The sequence below is a fragment of the Tabrizicola sp. genome, assembly GCF_016792905.1.
Classification (GTDB): domain Bacteria; phylum Pseudomonadota; class Alphaproteobacteria; order Rhodobacterales; family Rhodobacteraceae; genus Tabrizicola.
In genome coordinates, this window is record NZ_JAEULP010000091.1 from 1 (window position 1) to 16,596 (window position 16,596).

Sequence of the window (16,596 nt, forward strand, 5' to 3'; positions counted from 1 at the left end):
CGTCTCGTGGTCCGGCAAGTCGGGGCTCATCAGGGCGGCATAGCGGGCGGGGCCGACCGGAAGTTCGAAACTGTCGAACAGGCGCCGGACGAGCAGATCGAAAAGCACGCCCGAGGTCGGGCTGTCCATGCGCGCCGGGGGCCGCTGCCCGGCCTGGAAGAAATCGCGCGCGGCAAAGGCCATGCCGCCGCACAGGCCGTTGGCCGCATCGCCGATCGCGATGTTCTGGCCAAGGATGCTGATCTGGATGTCCGGCGCATGGGCGAAGGCGTTGGAGAACTGGAACCCGTTCACCGATGGCAGGAACCCCGTCACCCGCATCATGGTGATGTTCGTCCCGGTGGCCCAAAGCGGCGCACCATTCGGGCCGTAGATCACCAGGTTGCCGTCATCCTGCATGACCAGCACCGCGCCCGGCTGCCCGTCCGTGCCCGATGCCCAGACCGGCCCGGCCGGATCATACATCACCAGGTTGCCGTCCCCCTGCATGATGATCCCGCCGATGGCCCGGCCATCCGTCGCAGTGGCCCATTTCGGCGTGCCGTTTGCGCGGTAGACGACGAAATTTCCGTCGCCCTGCATCGCCGCGCGATGCTGGCCGTTGGGAGAAATCAGCTCGCTGCCTGCCGCAAGTGTCTGGTCGGCGAAAAGCCTGTCCGTCATGGGATCCTCGCTGGAAATGCATCACTCGAACAGGCGTCAGAGTAGCCTTGCCACGCGGTCCGCTCCAGTCAGTATTCAGTGAAATCAGGCGGCATCGGGGTGCAGGAACGCGGCCTCTGGCCGATGCCGGCGAAATGTGAAATTCTTGCCGGGTCCTGGTCGCAGACCCTCCGCGCCCGGACAAGGGAGCGACGGAATGGACGGCCAATTCACCGACATGATGGCCGAGATCGGCCGAAAGGCCCGCGCTGCGGCAGCCGAGCTGGCCTGCGCCTCCTCGGAACGCAAGGCCGCCGCGCTGATCGCCGCCGCCGACGCCGTCTGGCGGCGCCGGACCGAGATTCTCGACGCCAACACCCTCGACCTTGACGCAGGGGAACAGAAGGGCCTGACCCCGGCGATGCTCGACCGCCTGCGCCTGGACGACAACCGCCTGCGCGGGATCGTCGACGCGCTGCGCCAGATCGCCGAACAGAAAGACCCGGTGGGCCGCATCCTGGCGGAATGGGACCGCCCGAGCGGCCTCCACATCCAGCGCGTCGCCACCCCCCTGGGCGTCGTCGGCGTGATCTACGAATCCCGCCCGAACGTCACCGCCGACGCGGGCGCGCTCTGCCTCAAATCCGGCAATGCCGTGATCCTGCGCGGGGGATCGGAAAGCTTCGAGACCTCGGAGGTGATCCACTCCTGCATGCTCGACGGCCTGAAATCCGCCAACCTGCCCGAGGCGTCGATCCAGTTCATCCCGACCCGCGACCGCGAGATGGTCACGGCCATGCTTCAGGCGACCGATTACATCGACGTCATCGTCCCGCGCGGCGGCAAGGGCCTCGTCGGCCTTGTGCAGCGCGAGGCCCGGGTGCCGGTCTTCGCCCACCTCGAAGGCATCTGCCACGTCTACGCCGACCGCGACGCCGATCTGGAGAAGGCTCGCCGCGTGGTCCTGAACGCCAAGACCCGCCGCACCGGCGTCTGTGGCGCCGCGGAATGCCTGCTGATCGACTGGCAGTTCTACACCAAACACGGGGCCGTGTTGATCGAGGATCTGCTGAAAGCGGGCGTCGAAGTGCGTACCGAGGGCGAACTCTTGAAGACCCCCGGCACGAAGAAGGCGCAAGCGGATGATTTCGGCCGCGAATTCCTCGACATGATCATCGCGGCCAAGCTGGTCGACGGGGTGGATCAGGCCATCTCCCATATCCGCAAATACGGCAGCCAGCACACCGAATCGATCCTGACCGAAAACGACGCCACCGCGCAAAGCTTCTTCGAGCAGCTCGATTCTGCCATCCTGATGCGCAACGCCTCGACCCAGTTCGCCGACGGCGGCGAGTTTGGCATGGGCGCGGAAATCGGCATCGCCACCGGCAAGCTGCACGCCCGCGGGCCGGTGGGCGCAGAACAGCTGTGCAGCTTCAAGTATCTGGTGACGGGGGACGGGACAATCCGGCCCTGAGGCCGTTCAGCGTATCGTCCACCATCCGGGCAATCGCGTCGGGTTCCGGCACCTGGTCGGTCATCAGAAGATAAAGCGGCCAGGACATCGCAAAGTCCTTGGCCCGTGCGAGGTCGGTTTCCGCAGGCAACTCGCCCCGGTCCCGGGCGGACTGCAACATGTCGTTCAGCAGCGTCCAGCGTTCAAGCCTTTCGGACTGCAACGCTGCGGCCAGCGCCGGATCGGACCAGGCTTCGGCATAGCAGTGCCGCACCAGCACCCCGACGGGAAGACCCGCATCCCCGCGCCACATCCCGAGGACGCGGGTCATGTAGTCGATCAGGTCGCTGCGAAGCGACAGCCCCTGCGGGGTCGGCAGTTCGACCTTCGCTTTCGAGATCAATGACAAGGCGATATAGGCCTTGGTCGGCCACCAGCGGTAGATCGTTGCCTTTCCGGCCCGGGCGCGCTTGGCCACCGCCTCCATCGTGATCGCGGCATAGCCGACTTCGGCCAGCAGCTCGACGAAAGCCTCCAGCACGGCAGCCTCCGTCGCCTCCGAGCGGCGCGCGCCGACCGAGGTGCGGGCTTCATGCAAAGCGGCAACGGGAGAAGCCATTTTTCCCTCTTGCAAAACGAAACGTTCCGTTTCATATAAGCGGAACACATCGTTTCATTAAGGACAGCCATGCCTGAAAATCAAGCCCTCCCCCGCGCGCCGTCACGGTTGCGCTTCGCGTTCTTCGTCTTTCTCGGGGTCTATCCGCTGGTCTCGCTCCTGCAGATGGTCATCCTGCCGTTGACCGAAGGCTGGCCGCAGCTCCTGCGCAACCTTGTCTTCGTGCCAACCATGGTGACTTGCATGGTCTGGGGCGTGATCCCCTTCATCCAGACCCGACTTCGCCACCTGCTCTAGAACGTCAGCCTTATCGTCGTCTCGCCGATCTCGGTGATCAGCCGCCGCCCCTGCCGCGCCAGCTCGTCCGGCACCAGCGCGAAATGCACCTGGTTCGCCCCGATTTCCGACGGGGCGCGCGGCTCGGTCAGCACCTCCCACAGCGCCGGGTCCACCTTCAGCCTTGGCGCTTCGGCCAGCACCTGCCAGCCGCTGTCGTTGCGGGTGACGCTGACCTTCCCGCCATAGGCCAGCGCGCTTTCCAGGCATTGCAACAGCAGGAACACCAGCCGCACCTCGCGCCGCGACAGGTCGGCGGGGCTGGTCCAGGAATAGCCCACCCGCCCCCCGCGCGACAGGTCGCCCAGGATCGACGCCACCTCCGACCGCGCGATGCGCTGGTCGCTGGAGGCCTGGCCGAAACAGATGCGGAAGAACCGGATGCGCGCATTCGCATTCGCCACGCTTTCCGAAATCAGCGCCATCTCGGGCCGCACCCCTCCCGGCTCCATCGCCAGAAGCTCCACCCCGTTGCCTATCGCCCCGATCGGGCTGATAAGATCATGGCAGATGCGCGAGGCGATCAGGGCGGCGAGGTCGGGCTTGTCTTGCATCTTCTAACCGGGGCAAAGGACTTGAAATGGCGGCACTTCTTGAACCGGGCATGCTGGTACGCCACCCGGAGCAGCCGGACTGGGGTCTGGGTCAGGTACAGTCGAACATCGACAACAAGGTGACAGTGAACTTCGAACATGCCGGCAAGGTCGTGATCGACATGACGCGCGTCTTCCTTGTGCCAGTCGTGGGAACTGATCACCCATAGTGCGAATCTGCCAATGAAACTCAACCGGGAATTGCTACCGCCCCCCTCGAACCGGCAGACGGTTGCAAAGCCGCCGACCCGTGGCTAAGTCAGACCAGCCGGAGGCCCGGGACGAAGCCGATGACTGCCGAAGAATCCCCCTATGACGTGCGGCTGGCGGCCACGCCCGACGACCTGACCGCCGCGCAAGCCCTGCGCTACCAGGTCTTCGTCGCGGAACTGGGCGGCGACGGCCCGCTGGTCGACCATGCGGCGGGGCTGGAGCGTGACGCCTTCGACCCGTACTTCGACCACCTCCTTCTCGTCGACCGCCGCATCGACCCGGCCAGCCACGCCCATGTCATCGGCGCCTACCGTGTCCTGCCAAGTGACCGCCGCGCCGCCGCCGGGCGCTTCTATTCCGAAACCGAATTCGACCTGACCCCCCTCCTCGCCTCGGGCCGCAAGCTTCTGGAACTCGGCCGCTCCTGCGTCCATGCCGACCATCGCGGCGGCACCGCCATGTTCCATCTCTGGAACGGGCTTGCGGAATATGTCCTCGACCGGGGAATCGAGATCCTCTTCGGTGCCGCCTCCTTCCACGGTACCGACATCGCCGCGCTGGCCCAGCCACTTTCCTACCTTTTCCACACCCACCTCGCGCCCCCCGAGATGCGGGTCCGCGCCCTGCCGCCGGACCGGCAGGACATGGACCTGATCCCGAAAGACCGGCTCGACCGCCGCGCCGCCATGGCTGCCACCCCGGCGCTGATCAAGGCCTACCTGCGCCTTGGCGGCTTCGTCGGCGACGGCGCCTGGATCGACCGCGAGTTCAACACCACCGATGTCTGCCTGGTGATGGACACCGGCACCATGTCCGCCCGCCACCGCGAGTTCTACATCCGCAAGGCCGGCCCATGACCGCCTGGCAGGATGTCCCGCCCCCGGCCCTGAGGATCACGCCGCTCGGCTGGCTCCGCGTCCTCTGGCGCGGCGGCCTCATCGGCGCGCTCACCTACGGCGGGCTTCTCGTCCTCCTCCTCGTCCGCCTCGTGGAATGGCCGCTCTGTGGCCAGGCCCGCCCCGTCACCCCACGCATCACCCGCTTCGTCTGCCGGACGGCGCTCCGCATCCTGCGCCTGCCCCTCACCGTCCACGGCCAGCCGATGACAAAACCCGGCGCCATCGTCGCGAACCATTCCTCCTGGCTCGACATTTTCGTCCTGAACGCGGTCCAGACCATCTACTTCGTCGCCAAGGCCGAGGTCGCCGACTGGCCGATGATCGGCTGGCTTGCCCGCGCCACCGGCACCGTCTTCATCGCCCGCAAAGGGACCGAGGCAAAGAAACAGCAGGACATCTTCGAAGCGCGCCTGCAAGCCGGGCATCGGCTCCTGTTCTTCCCGGAAGGAACCTCGACAGACGCAATCCGGGTCCTGCCCTTCAAGTCCACGCTGTTCGAGGCCTTCTTCTCCCCCGCCCTCGAACGCAGCATGCATATCCAGCCGGTGACCGTGGTCTTCCACGCGCCGCCGGGCGAAGACCCGCGCCACTATGGCTGGTGGGGCGACATGGATTTCGCGAGCCATCTCCTCAAGACCCTCGCCACCGCCCGCCAGGGCCGGGTCGAGGTGATCTTCCACCCCGAAGTCCCGGTCGACGCCTTCGAGAACCGCAAGACCCTGTCGCAACATTGCGAGCGGGTGATCCGCACCGCGCACCCGAACGCCGCGTAGGGTGTGCCTTCAGGCGCACCACCTTTCACCCCTGCCGCAACACCTTCGCCATCGGTCGCCCCTTGGCCAATTCGTCCACCAGCTTGTCCAGGATCCGGATTTCCCGCATCAGCGGTTCGGCGATCTCGTCGATCCTGACGCCGCAGATCACACCCGTCACCTGATCGCGGCGCGGGTTCATCGCCTGTGCCTCGCCGAAGAACCGGGTGAAATCCCGCTTGTCGGCCAGGGCTCCTTCAAGCCCCTCCGGCCCATAGCCCGTCAGCCAGTGGATCACCTCATCAAGTTCGGCTCTGGTCCGGCCCTTCTTCTCGACCTTGGCGAGATACAGCGGATAGACGCTGGCGAAGCTCATGCCATAGACCCGCTGGTTCACGCCCGCCTCCCTCGCAGGGTGTGTGTCAACCCACCACCCCTCACCGCAACCGGCGCAACAACTCCAGCGACGGCTCCCCCGTCACCGGCACCCCGATACTGGCCTGATAGGCACTGATCGCCGCCTTCGTCTTCTCCCCGATCACCCCGTCCGAGCCTTCGGTATCGAACCCCTTCGCTGTCAGACGACGCTGCAACTCCTGCCGGTCCTCCTTGGTCATGCCGCTGGCATCCGGCCCGAACGACGCCTGCACCGCGCCGCGCCCAAGAAGCCGGTCCGACAGATGCCCCACTCCGATCGCGTAGTTCTGCGCGTTGTTGTAGCGCAGGATCGTCGCGAAATTCTGCGTCAGCAGGAAATAGGGCGCCCCGCCCTCGTTGCCGCCCGCAATGATCGACCCGCCCGCCAGCGCCCGGCCATCGGCAGACCGGACGCCCAGCCCCGCCCAATCGTCTGCCGACCGCCCCTTGCCACGCCCCAGAAGGCCCGCGTCGAACCCGCCCGGCAGCGTGACCTCCATCCCCCAGGGCAACCCATGCGTCCAGCCCGACTTCGCCAGATACGCCGCGGTCGAGGCAAGCGCATCCGTCGGATCCTCGCCCCAGATGTCGCGCCGCCCGTCGCCGGTGAAATCCACCGCAAAGGCCAGATAGCTGGTCGGGATGAACTGGGTATGCCCCATCGCCCCCGCCCAGCTGCCGGTCATGCCCGAAGGCGACACATCCCCCGCCTGCAAGATCTTCAGCGCCGCGACCAGCTGGCCCTCGAAGAACTCCGCCCGCCGCCCCTCATAGGCCAGCGTCGACAAGGCGCTCACCACCGGCACATTGCCCCGCCGCGTCCCGAAAAAGCTCTCCAGCCCCCAGATCGCCGCGACGACCTGGCGCTCCACCCCGTAGCGCGCCTCGATGGCCTGCAAGGTCCCGCCATACTGCGCGAACTTCTGGCGCCCAAGGCTCACCCGCTCGTCCGAGGCGGCGATGTTCAGGTAGTCCTCCAGCGTGCGGTTGAACTCGGTCTGGTTGCGGTCCTTCTCGATCACCTCCGGCAGGAAGCCCGCCCCCCGGAAGGCCGCCTCGACCGTCCCCGACGAAATCCCCCGCGACACCGCCCGCCCCTTGAACCCCTCAACCCAGGCATCCCAGCCCGCATTCGGCACCGGACGCGGTGCAGGGTCCGGCGCACGGTATCCCCCGCCGCCAGATCGGCCAGAAGACATGCAGCCCGACAGCAGCGCCGCCACCCCCGCAAGAAGCGCGCCGCGCCGTGAAAATCCACCCGAAGAAATCGCCTGCGCCATGCCTCTGCCCGCTCGCTGCTCTTGTTATCCGGCGATGATAGCCACCGCGCACCCCAAAGGCCAACCCTTGCCGCGCCGACTTGGCAATCCCGCGCCTGCCCATGCCTTTCATACTGGCCAAGTATCCTCCGGGGGTCCGGGGGTGGAAAACCCCCGGTTCGCCGATGGCCAAAGGGCATTAACCATCGAGTTGAGAAACCCTATACGTCCACGCACAAACCATTGTTACAACTTAATTTTCCAGAATCGTCCACCGTGGACAGCCCCGCTCAGTCCCCCTGCTTCTTCAGCTTGAACGCGATCTGCCGCAGCATCCCGTGGAAGGTCTGGACCTCGGCCCGGGTCAGCCCCAGCCGTCCCCACATGTTCCGCAGGTTCGCCTTCATCCCCTCCACCTTCGTTTCGGGAAAGAAGAACCCCGCCGCCTCCAGCCGCTCCTCGAAATGATCCCCCAGCCGCTCCACCTCCTCGCGGCTGGCAAAGTCGGTCCGGGCCAATTCCATCACGGAAGGAGGAACCCCCGCCCCCTGCCGCTGCCACTCATAGCCCAGCAAGAGCACGCACTGCCCCAGGTTCAGCGAGGGGAACTCCGGGTTCACCGGCACGGTCACGATCGCATTGGCCCGCACGATGTCGTCGTTCTCCAGCCCCGCCCGCTCCGGCCCGAAGAGGACGCCCACCCGCTTCCCCTCGGCCCCCAGCGCCCGCGCCATCTCCATCGCCCGCTCCGGCGTGACCACCTCCTTCACCAGCTCCCGCCCCCGCGCCGTGGTGGCGAAGACGAAGTCGCAGTCCGCCACCGCGCCCGCCAGGTCGGCAAACAGCCCCGCCTGATCCAGCACCCGCCCCGCGCCGGAGGCCATCGCCACCGCCTTCGGGTTCGGCCATCCGTCGCGCGGGCCCACCACCCGCATCCGTTCAAGGCCAAAGTTCAGCATCGCCCGCGCCGCCGCGCCGATGTTCTCGCCCATCTGGGGGCGCACGAGGATGAAGACGGGGGGGATCATGCCGGGCCTCGCGGATGGGGTGGCTGGCAGATAGATCAGCCGCCGCAGGCTGGCAAGCGCGGGCCGTAGCCAAGGCCCGGAAAGGCTGATAGACGGGCCGGAACGCATTCCCGGAGCCCGAAATGGCCGCTGACGACCGCCCGCAGATCACCCTGATCACCCCTCCCGCCTTCGACCCGGAGAGCTTCTCCGACCGGATCGGCCGGGTGCTGGACGGGGTGGAAATCGCCTGCCTGCGGCTCTCGCTCGGCACGAAGGACGAAGACGTCCTCATGCGTGCCGCCGACGCCGCGCGCGAGGCCGCCCATGCCCGCGACGTGGCGGTGGTGATCGACAACCACCTGATCCTCGCCGAACGGCTGGGGCTAGACGGCGTCCACCTGACCGACGGGTCGCGCAACGTGAGGAAGGCCCGCAAGGACCTTGGCGCCGATGCCATCGTCGGCGCCTTCTGTGGAGTCTCGAAGCATGACGGGATGACCGCGGGCGAATCCGGCGCGGATTACGCCAGCTTCGGCCCCATCGGCGAGACCACGCTCGGCGACGGCAGCCGCGCGCCCTATGAGCTGTTCGAATGGTGGTCGGAGGTCATCGAGGTCCCGATCATCGCCGAGGGCGCCCTGACCGCCGAACTGGTGGAACGCTTCGGTCCCGTCACCGACTTCTTCGCCGTGGGCGAGGAAATCTGGGGAACGGACGACCCGTTGAACGCCCTAAAGGCTCTGCTCGCTCCACTGGGCTGACAACCCATCGCGCGGCCCGGCGTCGAAGAGACGAAATCGAACGGGAAACCGCCGCCGGGCCCTACGGCCGGGGCAACCGGAAGATATGGCAGGGCGCGGGTGCGTCCCGTCCGCGCGAGGGGTGGTCCTCGATCCCGATCTCCTCGAACCCGCAGGCCCGCAGCAGCTTCATCGAGGCCGGGTTGTCGAAGAACACTCCTGCCCGCAGCGCCGGGACCGGGAAGCGGTCGAAGAGGAAACGGGTGAAGGCCGCCACCGCCTCGCGGGCAAGGCCGCGACCGGCGGCCTCCGATGTCAACGCATAGAAGATCTCCGGCTCGGGATCGTCCGACACGCCGATCCAGCCGCGCCATTCCCCCGCTTCCTCGATCGACAGGCGAAAGCGCAGGCCCCCGGCCCATGCCCAGTCGGCCAGAAAAACCCGCGCCTCGGCCATCGTCCAGCCGGGATGGAACAGGAACAGCATCCGCGCCACTTCGGGGCGCGTTACCAGCGCATGGAACCGGGATACATCGGCCTCGGTCATCGCACGCAGCACCAGCCGCGGCGTAAGGATCGGAACCCCGGCCATCAATCCAGCTTGCGGATATAGGTCCAGGTCGGGACGTTGGCGTCACGCGCGACCGAGTAGCTTTCAGCATCGCCCAAGTACTGGAAGCCCGCATTGGTCAGCACCCGCGCCGAGCCCGGATTGTCCTGGAACGCCTCCGCGAACATGGTGCAATTCTTCTGCGGATTGGCCGCGACCAGCGCGTTCACCGCCTCGGACGCGATGCCGTGGTTCCAGAAGGCGGGGGCGACCCAGAAGGCGACCTCGGACTGGTTGCGGTCCATCGTCCTGAGGCTGATCATCCCCAGCACCTCGGGCAGGTCGGACCGGGTGCCGTCCATGACCCAGATGTCCTCTTCGGCCCCGGTCGCCATGGCGCGCGCGCAGAAGGCCTCGGCCGCACCCGGCGGCAGGGGATGGGGAATGCCTTGCGTCGCCTCGGCGACCCGCTTGTCCCCGGCGTAAAGCGCAAAAAGCCCGGCGTCGGACTTGCGCAACGGACGCAGGGTGAAACGGTCGGTCGCAATCTCGACCGGCGTGGCGAACTTCTCCAGGATCATGGCTTCCCTCCTTCGAAGCACATGTGGGGATTGTCGGCTACCCGCGCAATCGCCCGAATGTTTGGCCCTTTCGCGGTGACAGGGTGTCATCGCGAAGATTTCTTCACCCGCGGCCTGAAACCGGCGCGGCAGACGCCCTTGCATCAAGACGCCTGCGCCAAGGCGCATCGCGTTCCCAGTCACCGGCCATGATGCAGCCGTAGGGCATGATCTCGTCGACCACCTCGGCAAGGTCGAAGCGCGCCATCTGCGCCCGGACCGTCGCCGCCGGTTTGTAGGCGGACGGCAGTTCGGACACGTCGATATGCCCGGACCAGAACCGCGCGTCGATGCCTTTGGTTTCGCGTGCGAAAACCTCGGCCTCGGCATAGCTGCCAAGGCTGCGCCTGTGCGCCGTCCGCGACAGGTTGCGCCCTGCCCCGTGCGGCGCAAAGCCAAGGTTGCGGTCGGTGGCGTTGCCGCGGATCAGGAGTACCGGCTCGGCCATGTTGAGGGGCACGATCTGCACCCCGTTGGTATCCGGCAGGAAATCGCCCGCCACCGGCGTCGCCCCCTTGGCGTGGTAGTAAAGGTCGCCGCGGCGGAAGACGAAGTTGTGTTCGTTCCAGAAGCGATCTGCCACCTGCGCGCCAAGCGCCGCCACTGCCGCCTGATGCAAGGCCTCATGGTTCGCCCTGGTCCACTGGCGGATCAGTTGCAACGCCTCCCAATAGGCCGCGCCTTCCGGGCTGTCGGAGGGTATCCACGCATTCGCCTTCGGCGTCGCCGGAGAGAGTTGCATGCGGAAGCGTTCCGCCACCTTCATGCCCTGCGCATAAAGCCCCGCCCCCGCCCCGCGCGAGCCGTGGTGGGTGACAAGGCAGGTCCGCCCCGTCGCCTGCGACCGCCCGACAAAGGCAAAGTGGTTGCCGTCGCCCTGCGTGCCCATGTGCTCGACGGCAGAACGGAGGATCGTGTCGCTGTTCAGGAACCTGTTGGTACGGAAGGCCTCCAGCATCTCCGGCGGCACGGCGAAGCGCTGGTCCGCAGCCCGGCCGCCGGGGCCGAAATGCGTGGCCTCGTGCACCGCATTCAGCACCGCCTCCGGATCGGCGTCGGCGAAATCGGTCAGCATCACCGAGCAGCAGATGTCGGCGGAATGCATGCCGGGGTGGATGGCACGCTCGGCCACCACGACGCCGCCGACCGGGATGGTGCCGGGCGCACCGGCCGGGCAGGCGTCGGGCATGACGGCCCCGCCGCGCAGCGTGGGGGTCCGCATCAACTGGTCCATGGTCTCGGTCACGGCGGCGACATTGCCCGCCTCGGCCTCATCCTCGGCCTCAAGGTTCAGCACCCAGGCGGGCGCCGTCTGAAGCCGCAGCTTCGGCGCGGGCTTCTTGGCCTCGACATAGGCGCGAAGGGCATCGCCCTGCAGGCCGTGCAACCGGACATGCGCCAGCGCGGCCCCGAGGGCCGGGCCCGGCGGAAAGCCGAGGTCGATCAAATCCTTGCCGGTGACAGTCATTTCCTTTTCCAGACACTGCTGACTGTTGCGCCCGGGCACATGCCCGAACCTTGACGACCGGCCCGAACGAGAAAGGGGACCGGCCCTTCGGCCGATCCCCTCTCTACAATCCGATTGTAAAGGTTCGGCTTACTCGGCTGCTTCCACCATCGGCAGGACGGAAATGAACGTCCGGCCCTTCAGGCCCTTCTTGAAACTCACCCGTCCCTCGACCGTCGCGAAGATGGTATGGTCGGTGCCCATGCCCACGCCTTCGCCCGGGAACCAGGTGGTTCCGCGCTGGCGGCAGATGATGTTGCCCGGAATGGCATGCTGGCCACCGAACAGTTTCACGCCCAGGCGACGACCGGCAGAGTCACGACCGTTGCGGGACGAACCGCCTGCTTTCTTGTGTGCCATGGGACGTTACTCCTTCGCTTCGGCGGCCTTCGCGGCGCGCTTCGGTTTCTCGGCGGCAGCCGGTTTCGCACCGGGGGCCTCATGCGCAGCGCGACGCGCGGCGACGGTGCCGGTCGCGGCTTTCACGCCCGACTTGTCGGCGCCCTTTTCCAGGACCTCGGTCACGCGAACCAGCGTCAGGTGCTGGCGGTGGCCCTTGGTGCGCTGGCTGGAGTGCTTCCGGCGGCGCTTGACGTAGTGGATGGTCTTCTCGCCCTTGATCTGGTCGATGACCTCGGCCTGCACGGCCGCACCCTTGACGAAGGGCACGCCGATCGTGGTGCCAACCATCAGGATGTCGTTGAACTGGATTTTGTCGCCAGCGGCAGCGTCGAGCTTTTCAACGCGCAGGACGTCACCCGCCTGCACCTTGTACTGCTTGCCGCCGGTCTTGAGGACCGCAAACATGGGTCTTTCCTTCTCTTGCTCCGCGCCCTGTGGCCCCCGTCAGGGTATTGTGGGGCTTCCCCCGCCTCGGACAGCGCGCCCATTCGGGCGTCATGAATATAAGACCCGACAGGAGTCGCCTCTTGCCGGGATGCGGGCTTATGCGGCGAAGCCCGGCCGGTGTCAAGCACCACAGGTCAGATATCGCGGCCCTGCATCGCGATTCCCGCGGCCTTGCCAAGCTCCAGCGAGACATCGCGGAAAACGGTGTCGAAGGCGGCAAAAAGTGCTGCATTCAGCCGCTGGCCGGCCGGGCTTTCCCAGAAGGCGATATAGCTGTCCAGCTCGGCCTCGGTCAGCGGGTGGTAGGCCAGCCCGAGATAGGAATAAAGCCAGGTCGAGGTGTCGGCGCGGATCTGGTCCTCCTGCCCCCAGACGTCCGACAGGATCTGGTCATCCGGCACCGCGCCGTAGGCCCCGGTCGAGGCCATGCCGGTCATGAACGCCAGGTTGCCCGACAGCGCCCCGGCCACGTTCATTTCCAGCAGGTCCGCCGCCTCGATCATCCGGCGCAGCTGGCCGACCCTCGGGTCCTTCGCGGCGGCGGCATCATCGGCGGCCACCCGCGCGGCTTCCTCCGAGGCGGTGTCCAGGAAGGCTCGTCGCGCCTCGATCTCCAGCCCCAGGATGCGCTGGCCAAGCTCGGAGCCGAAGAACGCCGTGACCCCGGCAATGGTTTCGGGGTCCTGTCCCAGCGACTGCTCCAGCGCCACCCCGAACGCCTCCCGCAGGCGGGCGACGTCATAGATGCGCGACACGGCCGCGTCCCAGTCCGCGCCGCCGCCCGCCGGGAACATGTCGGCCGCCAGCGTGTCGCCATGTGCAAGACCCTCTTCGCGCAGCACCTGGAACAGGGCGTCCAGTTGCAGCACCTCGCCCAGATGATCGGCCGACGCCTCTGCCACCGGAGCCTCGGTCGTGGTTTCGGCAACCGCCGGAGCGGAGGCGGCAAGCAGCACGGCCAGTGCGAAGCGCGGCAGAAACATGATCGGGCCCTTCCCGGAAGCGATTGATCCGAGAGGTAGTCCCTCGGGCGGGCATTGCCAAGACGAAGGGGCGCAACTGGCCGTGATCCGGCGGCGGGGGTCCATGGATTTCCACCGATTTCCCCTTGCGCATCGCCAAAGGCCCGGCTATCCACCCGCCCCATAGACGACCCCTGAAGCGCGGAGAGGTGACGGAGTGGTCGATCGTGGCGGTCTCGAAAACCGTTGTAGGTTTGCGCCTACCGTGGGTTCGAATCCCACCCTCTCCGCCACTTACCATTGAAATGTAAGCATAATTTGACAGAATTGGTGGATTACCCATCATCGCGCCCATCAACTTGAAAACGATTGGCGGGGGCTGGTCTGGCAGTTAGTTACGGTAAAGGTCGCGCTGCACGTCCACAAAGGCTTGCCGGATCGCCGGAACGTCGCCCAGCGCTGCTTTGGCATCAGCAAGGGAACCATATCGGGCCGTAAGGTAGTCGCCAAGTTTGCGCGTGGCCAGTTCCGTCTCGCCCAGCGCCTCATAGGCCCGCAGGACGCCCAAGAGGAAATCCCGCATCTTCGCATCCGCCGATGCCAGACCATCGCCACGGGCGGCCTCTGCGCGATCTGCGCGGGTCTTGGGCGGGGTGGTGAAGCGGATGTACGCCAGCACGTCGAACAGGTCGCTGTTCGGGGCGTCGATCAGGCGGCGCATGTCAGACAGCTTTTCAGCATCGTAGCCGCGCTGTTCCAGCAGGGCGATGAAGTGTTCCCGGCTTTCCGGGTTGCTCCATTGACGCCGCAACTCATCCTCGGTGGCGATCATGCCGGACAGATCACCGAACAGCCGTTCAAGGAACTGCTGGGCCGTCATCGGCTTTCCGTCCGGCCCCCAATAGGTGGTCGCGGCAATGTACTGGATCGTGCGTTCCTTGCCGTCTGCCAGCTTGATGATCAACTTCGGCTTGGGATCATCCCCGCCGTCCTCACCGCCAATTTCGGGCGGCTCTGGCGGTTCCGGGGGTTCCGGCTTGGGTCCGGGCGGCTTCGGCGGATCGCCCTCGGGGGGCATTGGTTCGCCGTCCCATTCGGGGTCGTTGAAATTCTCGTGCGCCTTCACGAAGTCATAGATCGTGAAGTAGTCCTTCCCGTCATGGGTCCGCGTCCCCCGCCCGATGATCTGCTTGAACTCGATCATTGACCGGATCGGGCGCATCAGCACGATGTTACGGACGTTCCGCGCGTCTACCCCGGTGGACAGCTTCTGCGAGGTCGTCAGGACCGTTGGGATGGTCTTGTCGTTGTCCTGAAAGTCCCGCAGGTGCTGTTCGCCCAGCTTGCCGTCGTCCGCCGTGACGCGGTGGCAGTAGTTCGGGCTGGGGTTCGTCTTAAGCTGATTGATGTAGTCCCGCACCCGCAGCGCATGTTCCTGCGTGGCGCAGAACACCAGGGTTTTCTGCCGCTGGTCGATCTGGGCCATGAACTCGGCCACCCGGCTGCGTTCTCGTTCCTCGATGATCAAGCGAGTGTTGAAGTCGCTCTCGGTGTAGCGGTCCTTCTCCACCTCGCCCGCGACGATCTCATCCGTCCCGTCCCAGACATATTCATCAATCGTGCTGGCCATCTGCCGCACCTTGAAGGGCGTCAGGAAGCCGTCCTCGATCCCCTCGCGCAAGCTGTAGACATAGACCGGATCGCCGAAATAGGCGTAGGTGTCGGCGTTGTGCTTGCGGCGGGGCGTGGCGGTGAGGCCAAGCTGCACGGCGGGCGCGAAGTAGTCCATGATCCCGCGCCAGTTGCCTTCATCGTTCGCGCCGCCCCGGTGGCATTCGTCGATGATGATGAAATCGAAGAAGTCGGGCGGATATCCTTCGTAACTCGGCTTGCCGTCGCCGGTCATGAAGGTCTGGAAGATGGTGAAGAAGATGCTGGCGTTCTTCGGCACGCCCCCCTTCTTGCGGATCGTGTCGGGGTCGATCCGGGCCACCGCGTCGGACGGGAAGGCAGAGAAGGAGTTGTAGGCCTGATCCGCGAGAATGTTGCGATCTGCCAGAAAAAGGATGCGCGGGCGGCGGGTGGGTTCGCCTGACAAGTTCCAGCGGGCGTGGAACAGCTTCCATGCAATCTGGAACGCGATAGAGGTTTTGCCCGTCCCCGTCGCTAGCGTCAGCAGGATGCGCTTGTCGCCCTTGCCCACGGCTTCCAGCACGGCATTGATGGCGTTGTGCTGGTAGTAGCGCAGTTCCCACTTGCCGCCCGCCACCTCGAACGGCACTGCGCCAAAGCGTTCGCGCCACTTGTTCGCATCGCCGAAGCAGCGATCCCAAAGCTGATTGGGCGTCGGGAAGGACTGCACATCGCCTTCCGCCCCCGTCGCCATATCGGCCTCGTACCAGCCCAGCCCGTTGGTGGCATAGGCGAGGCGGGCTTTCAGGCGGGTGGCATAGTCCTTGGCCTGGGCAAGGCCGGTGGTGTGCGCCAGACCCGCCCGCTTGGCCTCGATCACGGCAAGCTTCTGGTCGCGGTAGATCAGGACATAATCGGCAGACAGGCGATCCCCGCGCTTGCCCCCCGGCATGATGCGACCGGGACAGATCACCTCGCGCCGCACCCTGGCCCCCGGAACCGTTGTCCAGCCCGATGCAGCAAGGACCGGATCAATCCGGTTGGCGCGGGTGTCGGATTCGGTTTCGGACTCGTACATGAGTTGAGGTTAGGTCACGTCAGTTCGCCTGAGAAGGTTTTTTGCAGAAGGGATTGGCGGAGGGTGTCAAGGCTGTTGAGCACTTCAATAAAGTGCGCCTCAAGGTTTCGCCGTTCCTGCGCGATCTCGGATAACTGCTCAACAATGCGGGCCTGTTCGGCAATGCCGGGAATTGGAAAAAACGATTGCTCAAAGGTCGCAAGATTTATGTTGTCCTGCGCGCTGCCCTTCCCCTGCTCCTTCAGGTCAGCAGCAAAATATCGCAGCATCAGTTCGATGTACTCGGCACGCACTTTTTCAGGGTCGCATACCATCCCGATAATGCTGTCAGGGAAGCACGCAGGAAACCCCAGAATGGCCGTTTCTGCGATGTTCGCGGCAATTGTAATGCAGACCGTTCCTTCCGGCCAAAGCTTGCTTTGGGCAAGGCCAAAGTCGTTGTATGTTTGAGAAAACGCAGTC

At 65.9% G+C, this 16,596-nt stretch carries 19 protein-coding genes, 1 tRNA gene and 1 pseudogene; 7 read left to right on the top strand and 14 right to left on the bottom strand.

Translation table 11 applies throughout. From position 1 onward, the window contains the following. Window positions 1–663: pseudogene (locus JNL31_RS19005) on the bottom strand (hypothetical protein); the annotation flags it as partial. A gap of 196 nt (window positions 664–859) precedes the next feature. Here JNL31_RS19005 and JNL31_RS19010 point away from each other — a divergent pair. Then, window positions 860–2,119 (top strand): glutamate-5-semialdehyde dehydrogenase, encoded by a 1,260-nt coding sequence (locus tag JNL31_RS19010; RefSeq protein WP_294976904.1) that lies wholly within the window; start codon window positions 860–862, stop codon window positions 2,117–2,119. On the opposite strand, the gene JNL31_RS19015 is transcribed toward JNL31_RS19010, so the two are convergent. Next, entirely contained in the window at window positions 2,079–2,717 is a 639-nt protein-coding gene (locus JNL31_RS19015; RefSeq protein ID WP_294976908.1) for a TetR/AcrR family transcriptional regulator, read from the bottom strand. The two genes, JNL31_RS19010 and JNL31_RS19015, sit on opposite strands and share 41 nt — an antisense overlap. Window positions 2,718–2,786: 69 nt before the next feature. On the opposite strand from JNL31_RS19015, the gene JNL31_RS19020 reads away from it, so the two are divergent. After that, on the top strand, window positions 2,787–3,014 hold the full coding sequence (locus tag JNL31_RS19020) for a hypothetical protein (RefSeq protein WP_294976911.1): 228 nt from the start codon (window positions 2,787–2,789) through the stop codon (window positions 3,012–3,014). On the opposite strand, the gene JNL31_RS19025 is transcribed toward JNL31_RS19020, so the two are convergent. Continuing rightward, window positions 3,011–3,607: a histidine phosphotransferase family protein gene (locus JNL31_RS19025; protein ID WP_294976914.1), complete on the bottom strand. Its 597-nt coding sequence runs from the start codon at window positions 3,605–3,607 to the stop codon at window positions 3,011–3,013. The two genes, JNL31_RS19020 and JNL31_RS19025, sit on opposite strands and share 4 nt — an antisense overlap. A gap of 26 nt (window positions 3,608–3,633) precedes the next feature. Here JNL31_RS19025 and JNL31_RS19030 point away from each other — a divergent pair, with 26 nt between their 5' ends. The 3 genes from JNL31_RS19030 (at window position 3,634) to JNL31_RS19040 (ending at window position 5,531) form a co-directional block, all read left to right on the top strand. Continuing rightward, window positions 3,634–3,816 carry a DUF3553 domain-containing protein gene (locus JNL31_RS19030; protein ID WP_294976916.1) on the top strand — a complete coding sequence of 61 codons (183 nt, stop codon included), beginning with the start codon at window positions 3,634–3,636 and terminating at the stop codon, window positions 3,814–3,816. Between the two features lie 120 nt (window positions 3,817–3,936). Then, window positions 3,937–4,716: a GNAT family N-acyltransferase gene (locus JNL31_RS19035; protein ID WP_294976919.1), complete on the top strand. Its 780-nt coding sequence runs from the start codon at window positions 3,937–3,939 to the stop codon at window positions 4,714–4,716. Continuing rightward, a complete protein-coding gene (locus JNL31_RS19040) occupies window positions 4,713–5,531 on the top strand; it encodes a 1-acyl-sn-glycerol-3-phosphate acyltransferase (protein WP_294976922.1) in 819 nt (272 codons plus the stop codon). The genes JNL31_RS19035 and JNL31_RS19040 overlap by 4 nt, the downstream gene beginning before the upstream one ends. 25 nt (window positions 5,532–5,556) lie before the next feature. Here JNL31_RS19040 and JNL31_RS19045 read toward each other — a convergent pair whose 3' ends face one another. The 3 genes from JNL31_RS19045 to JNL31_RS19055 form a co-directional block, all read right to left on the bottom strand. Then, the gene (locus JNL31_RS19045; RefSeq protein ID WP_294976923.1) at window positions 5,557–5,907 is read right to left on the bottom strand and encodes a DUF2200 domain-containing protein; all 351 of its coding nucleotides are present in this window, start codon (window positions 5,905–5,907) and stop codon (window positions 5,557–5,559) included. A 40-nt stretch (window positions 5,908–5,947) separates the two neighbouring features. Beyond that, a complete protein-coding gene (locus tag JNL31_RS19050) occupies window positions 5,948–7,207 on the bottom strand; it encodes a lytic murein transglycosylase (RefSeq protein ID WP_294976926.1) in 1,260 nt (419 codons plus the stop codon). A gap of 269 nt (window positions 7,208–7,476) precedes the next feature. Then, window positions 7,477–8,214: an RNA methyltransferase gene (locus tag JNL31_RS19055; protein WP_294976929.1), complete on the bottom strand. Its 738-nt coding sequence runs from the start codon at window positions 8,212–8,214 to the stop codon at window positions 7,477–7,479. A 122-nt stretch (window positions 8,215–8,336) separates the two neighbouring features. On the opposite strand from JNL31_RS19055, the gene JNL31_RS19060 reads away from it, so the two are divergent. Beyond that, window positions 8,337–8,957 carry a thiamine phosphate synthase gene (locus tag JNL31_RS19060; protein WP_294976932.1) on the top strand — a complete coding sequence of 207 codons (621 nt, stop codon included), beginning with the start codon at window positions 8,337–8,339 and terminating at the stop codon, window positions 8,955–8,957. 61 nt (window positions 8,958–9,018) lie between these two features. On the opposite strand, the gene JNL31_RS19065 is transcribed toward JNL31_RS19060, so the two are convergent. The 6 genes from JNL31_RS19065 to JNL31_RS19090 form a co-directional block, all read right to left on the bottom strand. Continuing rightward, window positions 9,019–9,528: a GNAT family N-acetyltransferase gene (locus JNL31_RS19065; protein ID WP_294976935.1), complete on the bottom strand. Its 510-nt coding sequence runs from the start codon at window positions 9,526–9,528 to the stop codon at window positions 9,019–9,021. Continuing rightward, on the bottom strand, window positions 9,528–10,067 hold the full coding sequence (locus JNL31_RS19070; protein ID WP_294976938.1) for a GNAT family N-acetyltransferase: 540 nt from the start codon (window positions 10,065–10,067) through the stop codon (window positions 9,528–9,530). The genes JNL31_RS19065 and JNL31_RS19070 overlap by 1 nt, the downstream gene beginning before the upstream one ends. A 103-nt stretch (window positions 10,068–10,170) precedes the next feature. Then, a complete protein-coding gene (locus JNL31_RS19075; protein WP_294976941.1) occupies window positions 10,171–11,574 on the bottom strand; it encodes an RtcB family protein in 1,404 nt (467 codons plus the stop codon). Window positions 11,575–11,703: 129 nt separating this feature from the next. After that, window positions 11,704–11,973 (bottom strand): 50S ribosomal protein L27, encoded by a 270-nt coding sequence (rpmA, locus tag JNL31_RS19080; RefSeq protein WP_294976944.1) that lies wholly within the window; start codon window positions 11,971–11,973, stop codon window positions 11,704–11,706. Between the two features lie 6 nt (window positions 11,974–11,979). After that, window positions 11,980–12,420 carry a 50S ribosomal protein L21 gene (gene rplU, locus JNL31_RS19085; protein ID WP_294976946.1) on the bottom strand — a complete coding sequence of 147 codons (441 nt, stop codon included), beginning with the start codon at window positions 12,418–12,420 and terminating at the stop codon, window positions 11,980–11,982. Window positions 12,421–12,596: 176 nt separating this feature from the next. Further along, on the bottom strand, window positions 12,597–13,445 hold the full coding sequence (locus JNL31_RS19090; RefSeq protein ID WP_294976949.1) for a DUF2059 domain-containing protein: 849 nt from the start codon (window positions 13,443–13,445) through the stop codon (window positions 12,597–12,599). A gap of 182 nt (window positions 13,446–13,627) precedes the next feature. Here JNL31_RS19090 and JNL31_RS19095 point away from each other — a divergent pair. Then, window positions 13,628–13,717: transfer RNA gene (locus JNL31_RS19095), tRNA-Ser, on the top strand. Window positions 13,718–13,815: 98 nt separating this feature from the next. On the opposite strand, the gene hsdR is transcribed toward JNL31_RS19095, so the two are convergent. Both hsdR and JNL31_RS19105 read right to left on the bottom strand, forming a co-directional pair. Continuing rightward, entirely contained in the window at window positions 13,816–16,134 is a 2,319-nt protein-coding gene (gene hsdR / locus JNL31_RS19100; RefSeq protein ID WP_294976952.1) for an EcoAI/FtnUII family type I restriction enzme subunit R, read from the bottom strand. 14 nt (window positions 16,135–16,148) lie between these two features. Further along, on the bottom strand, window positions 16,149–16,596 hold a 448-nt coding region (locus JNL31_RS19105), incomplete at its 5' end, for a restriction endonuclease subunit S (protein ID WP_294976955.1).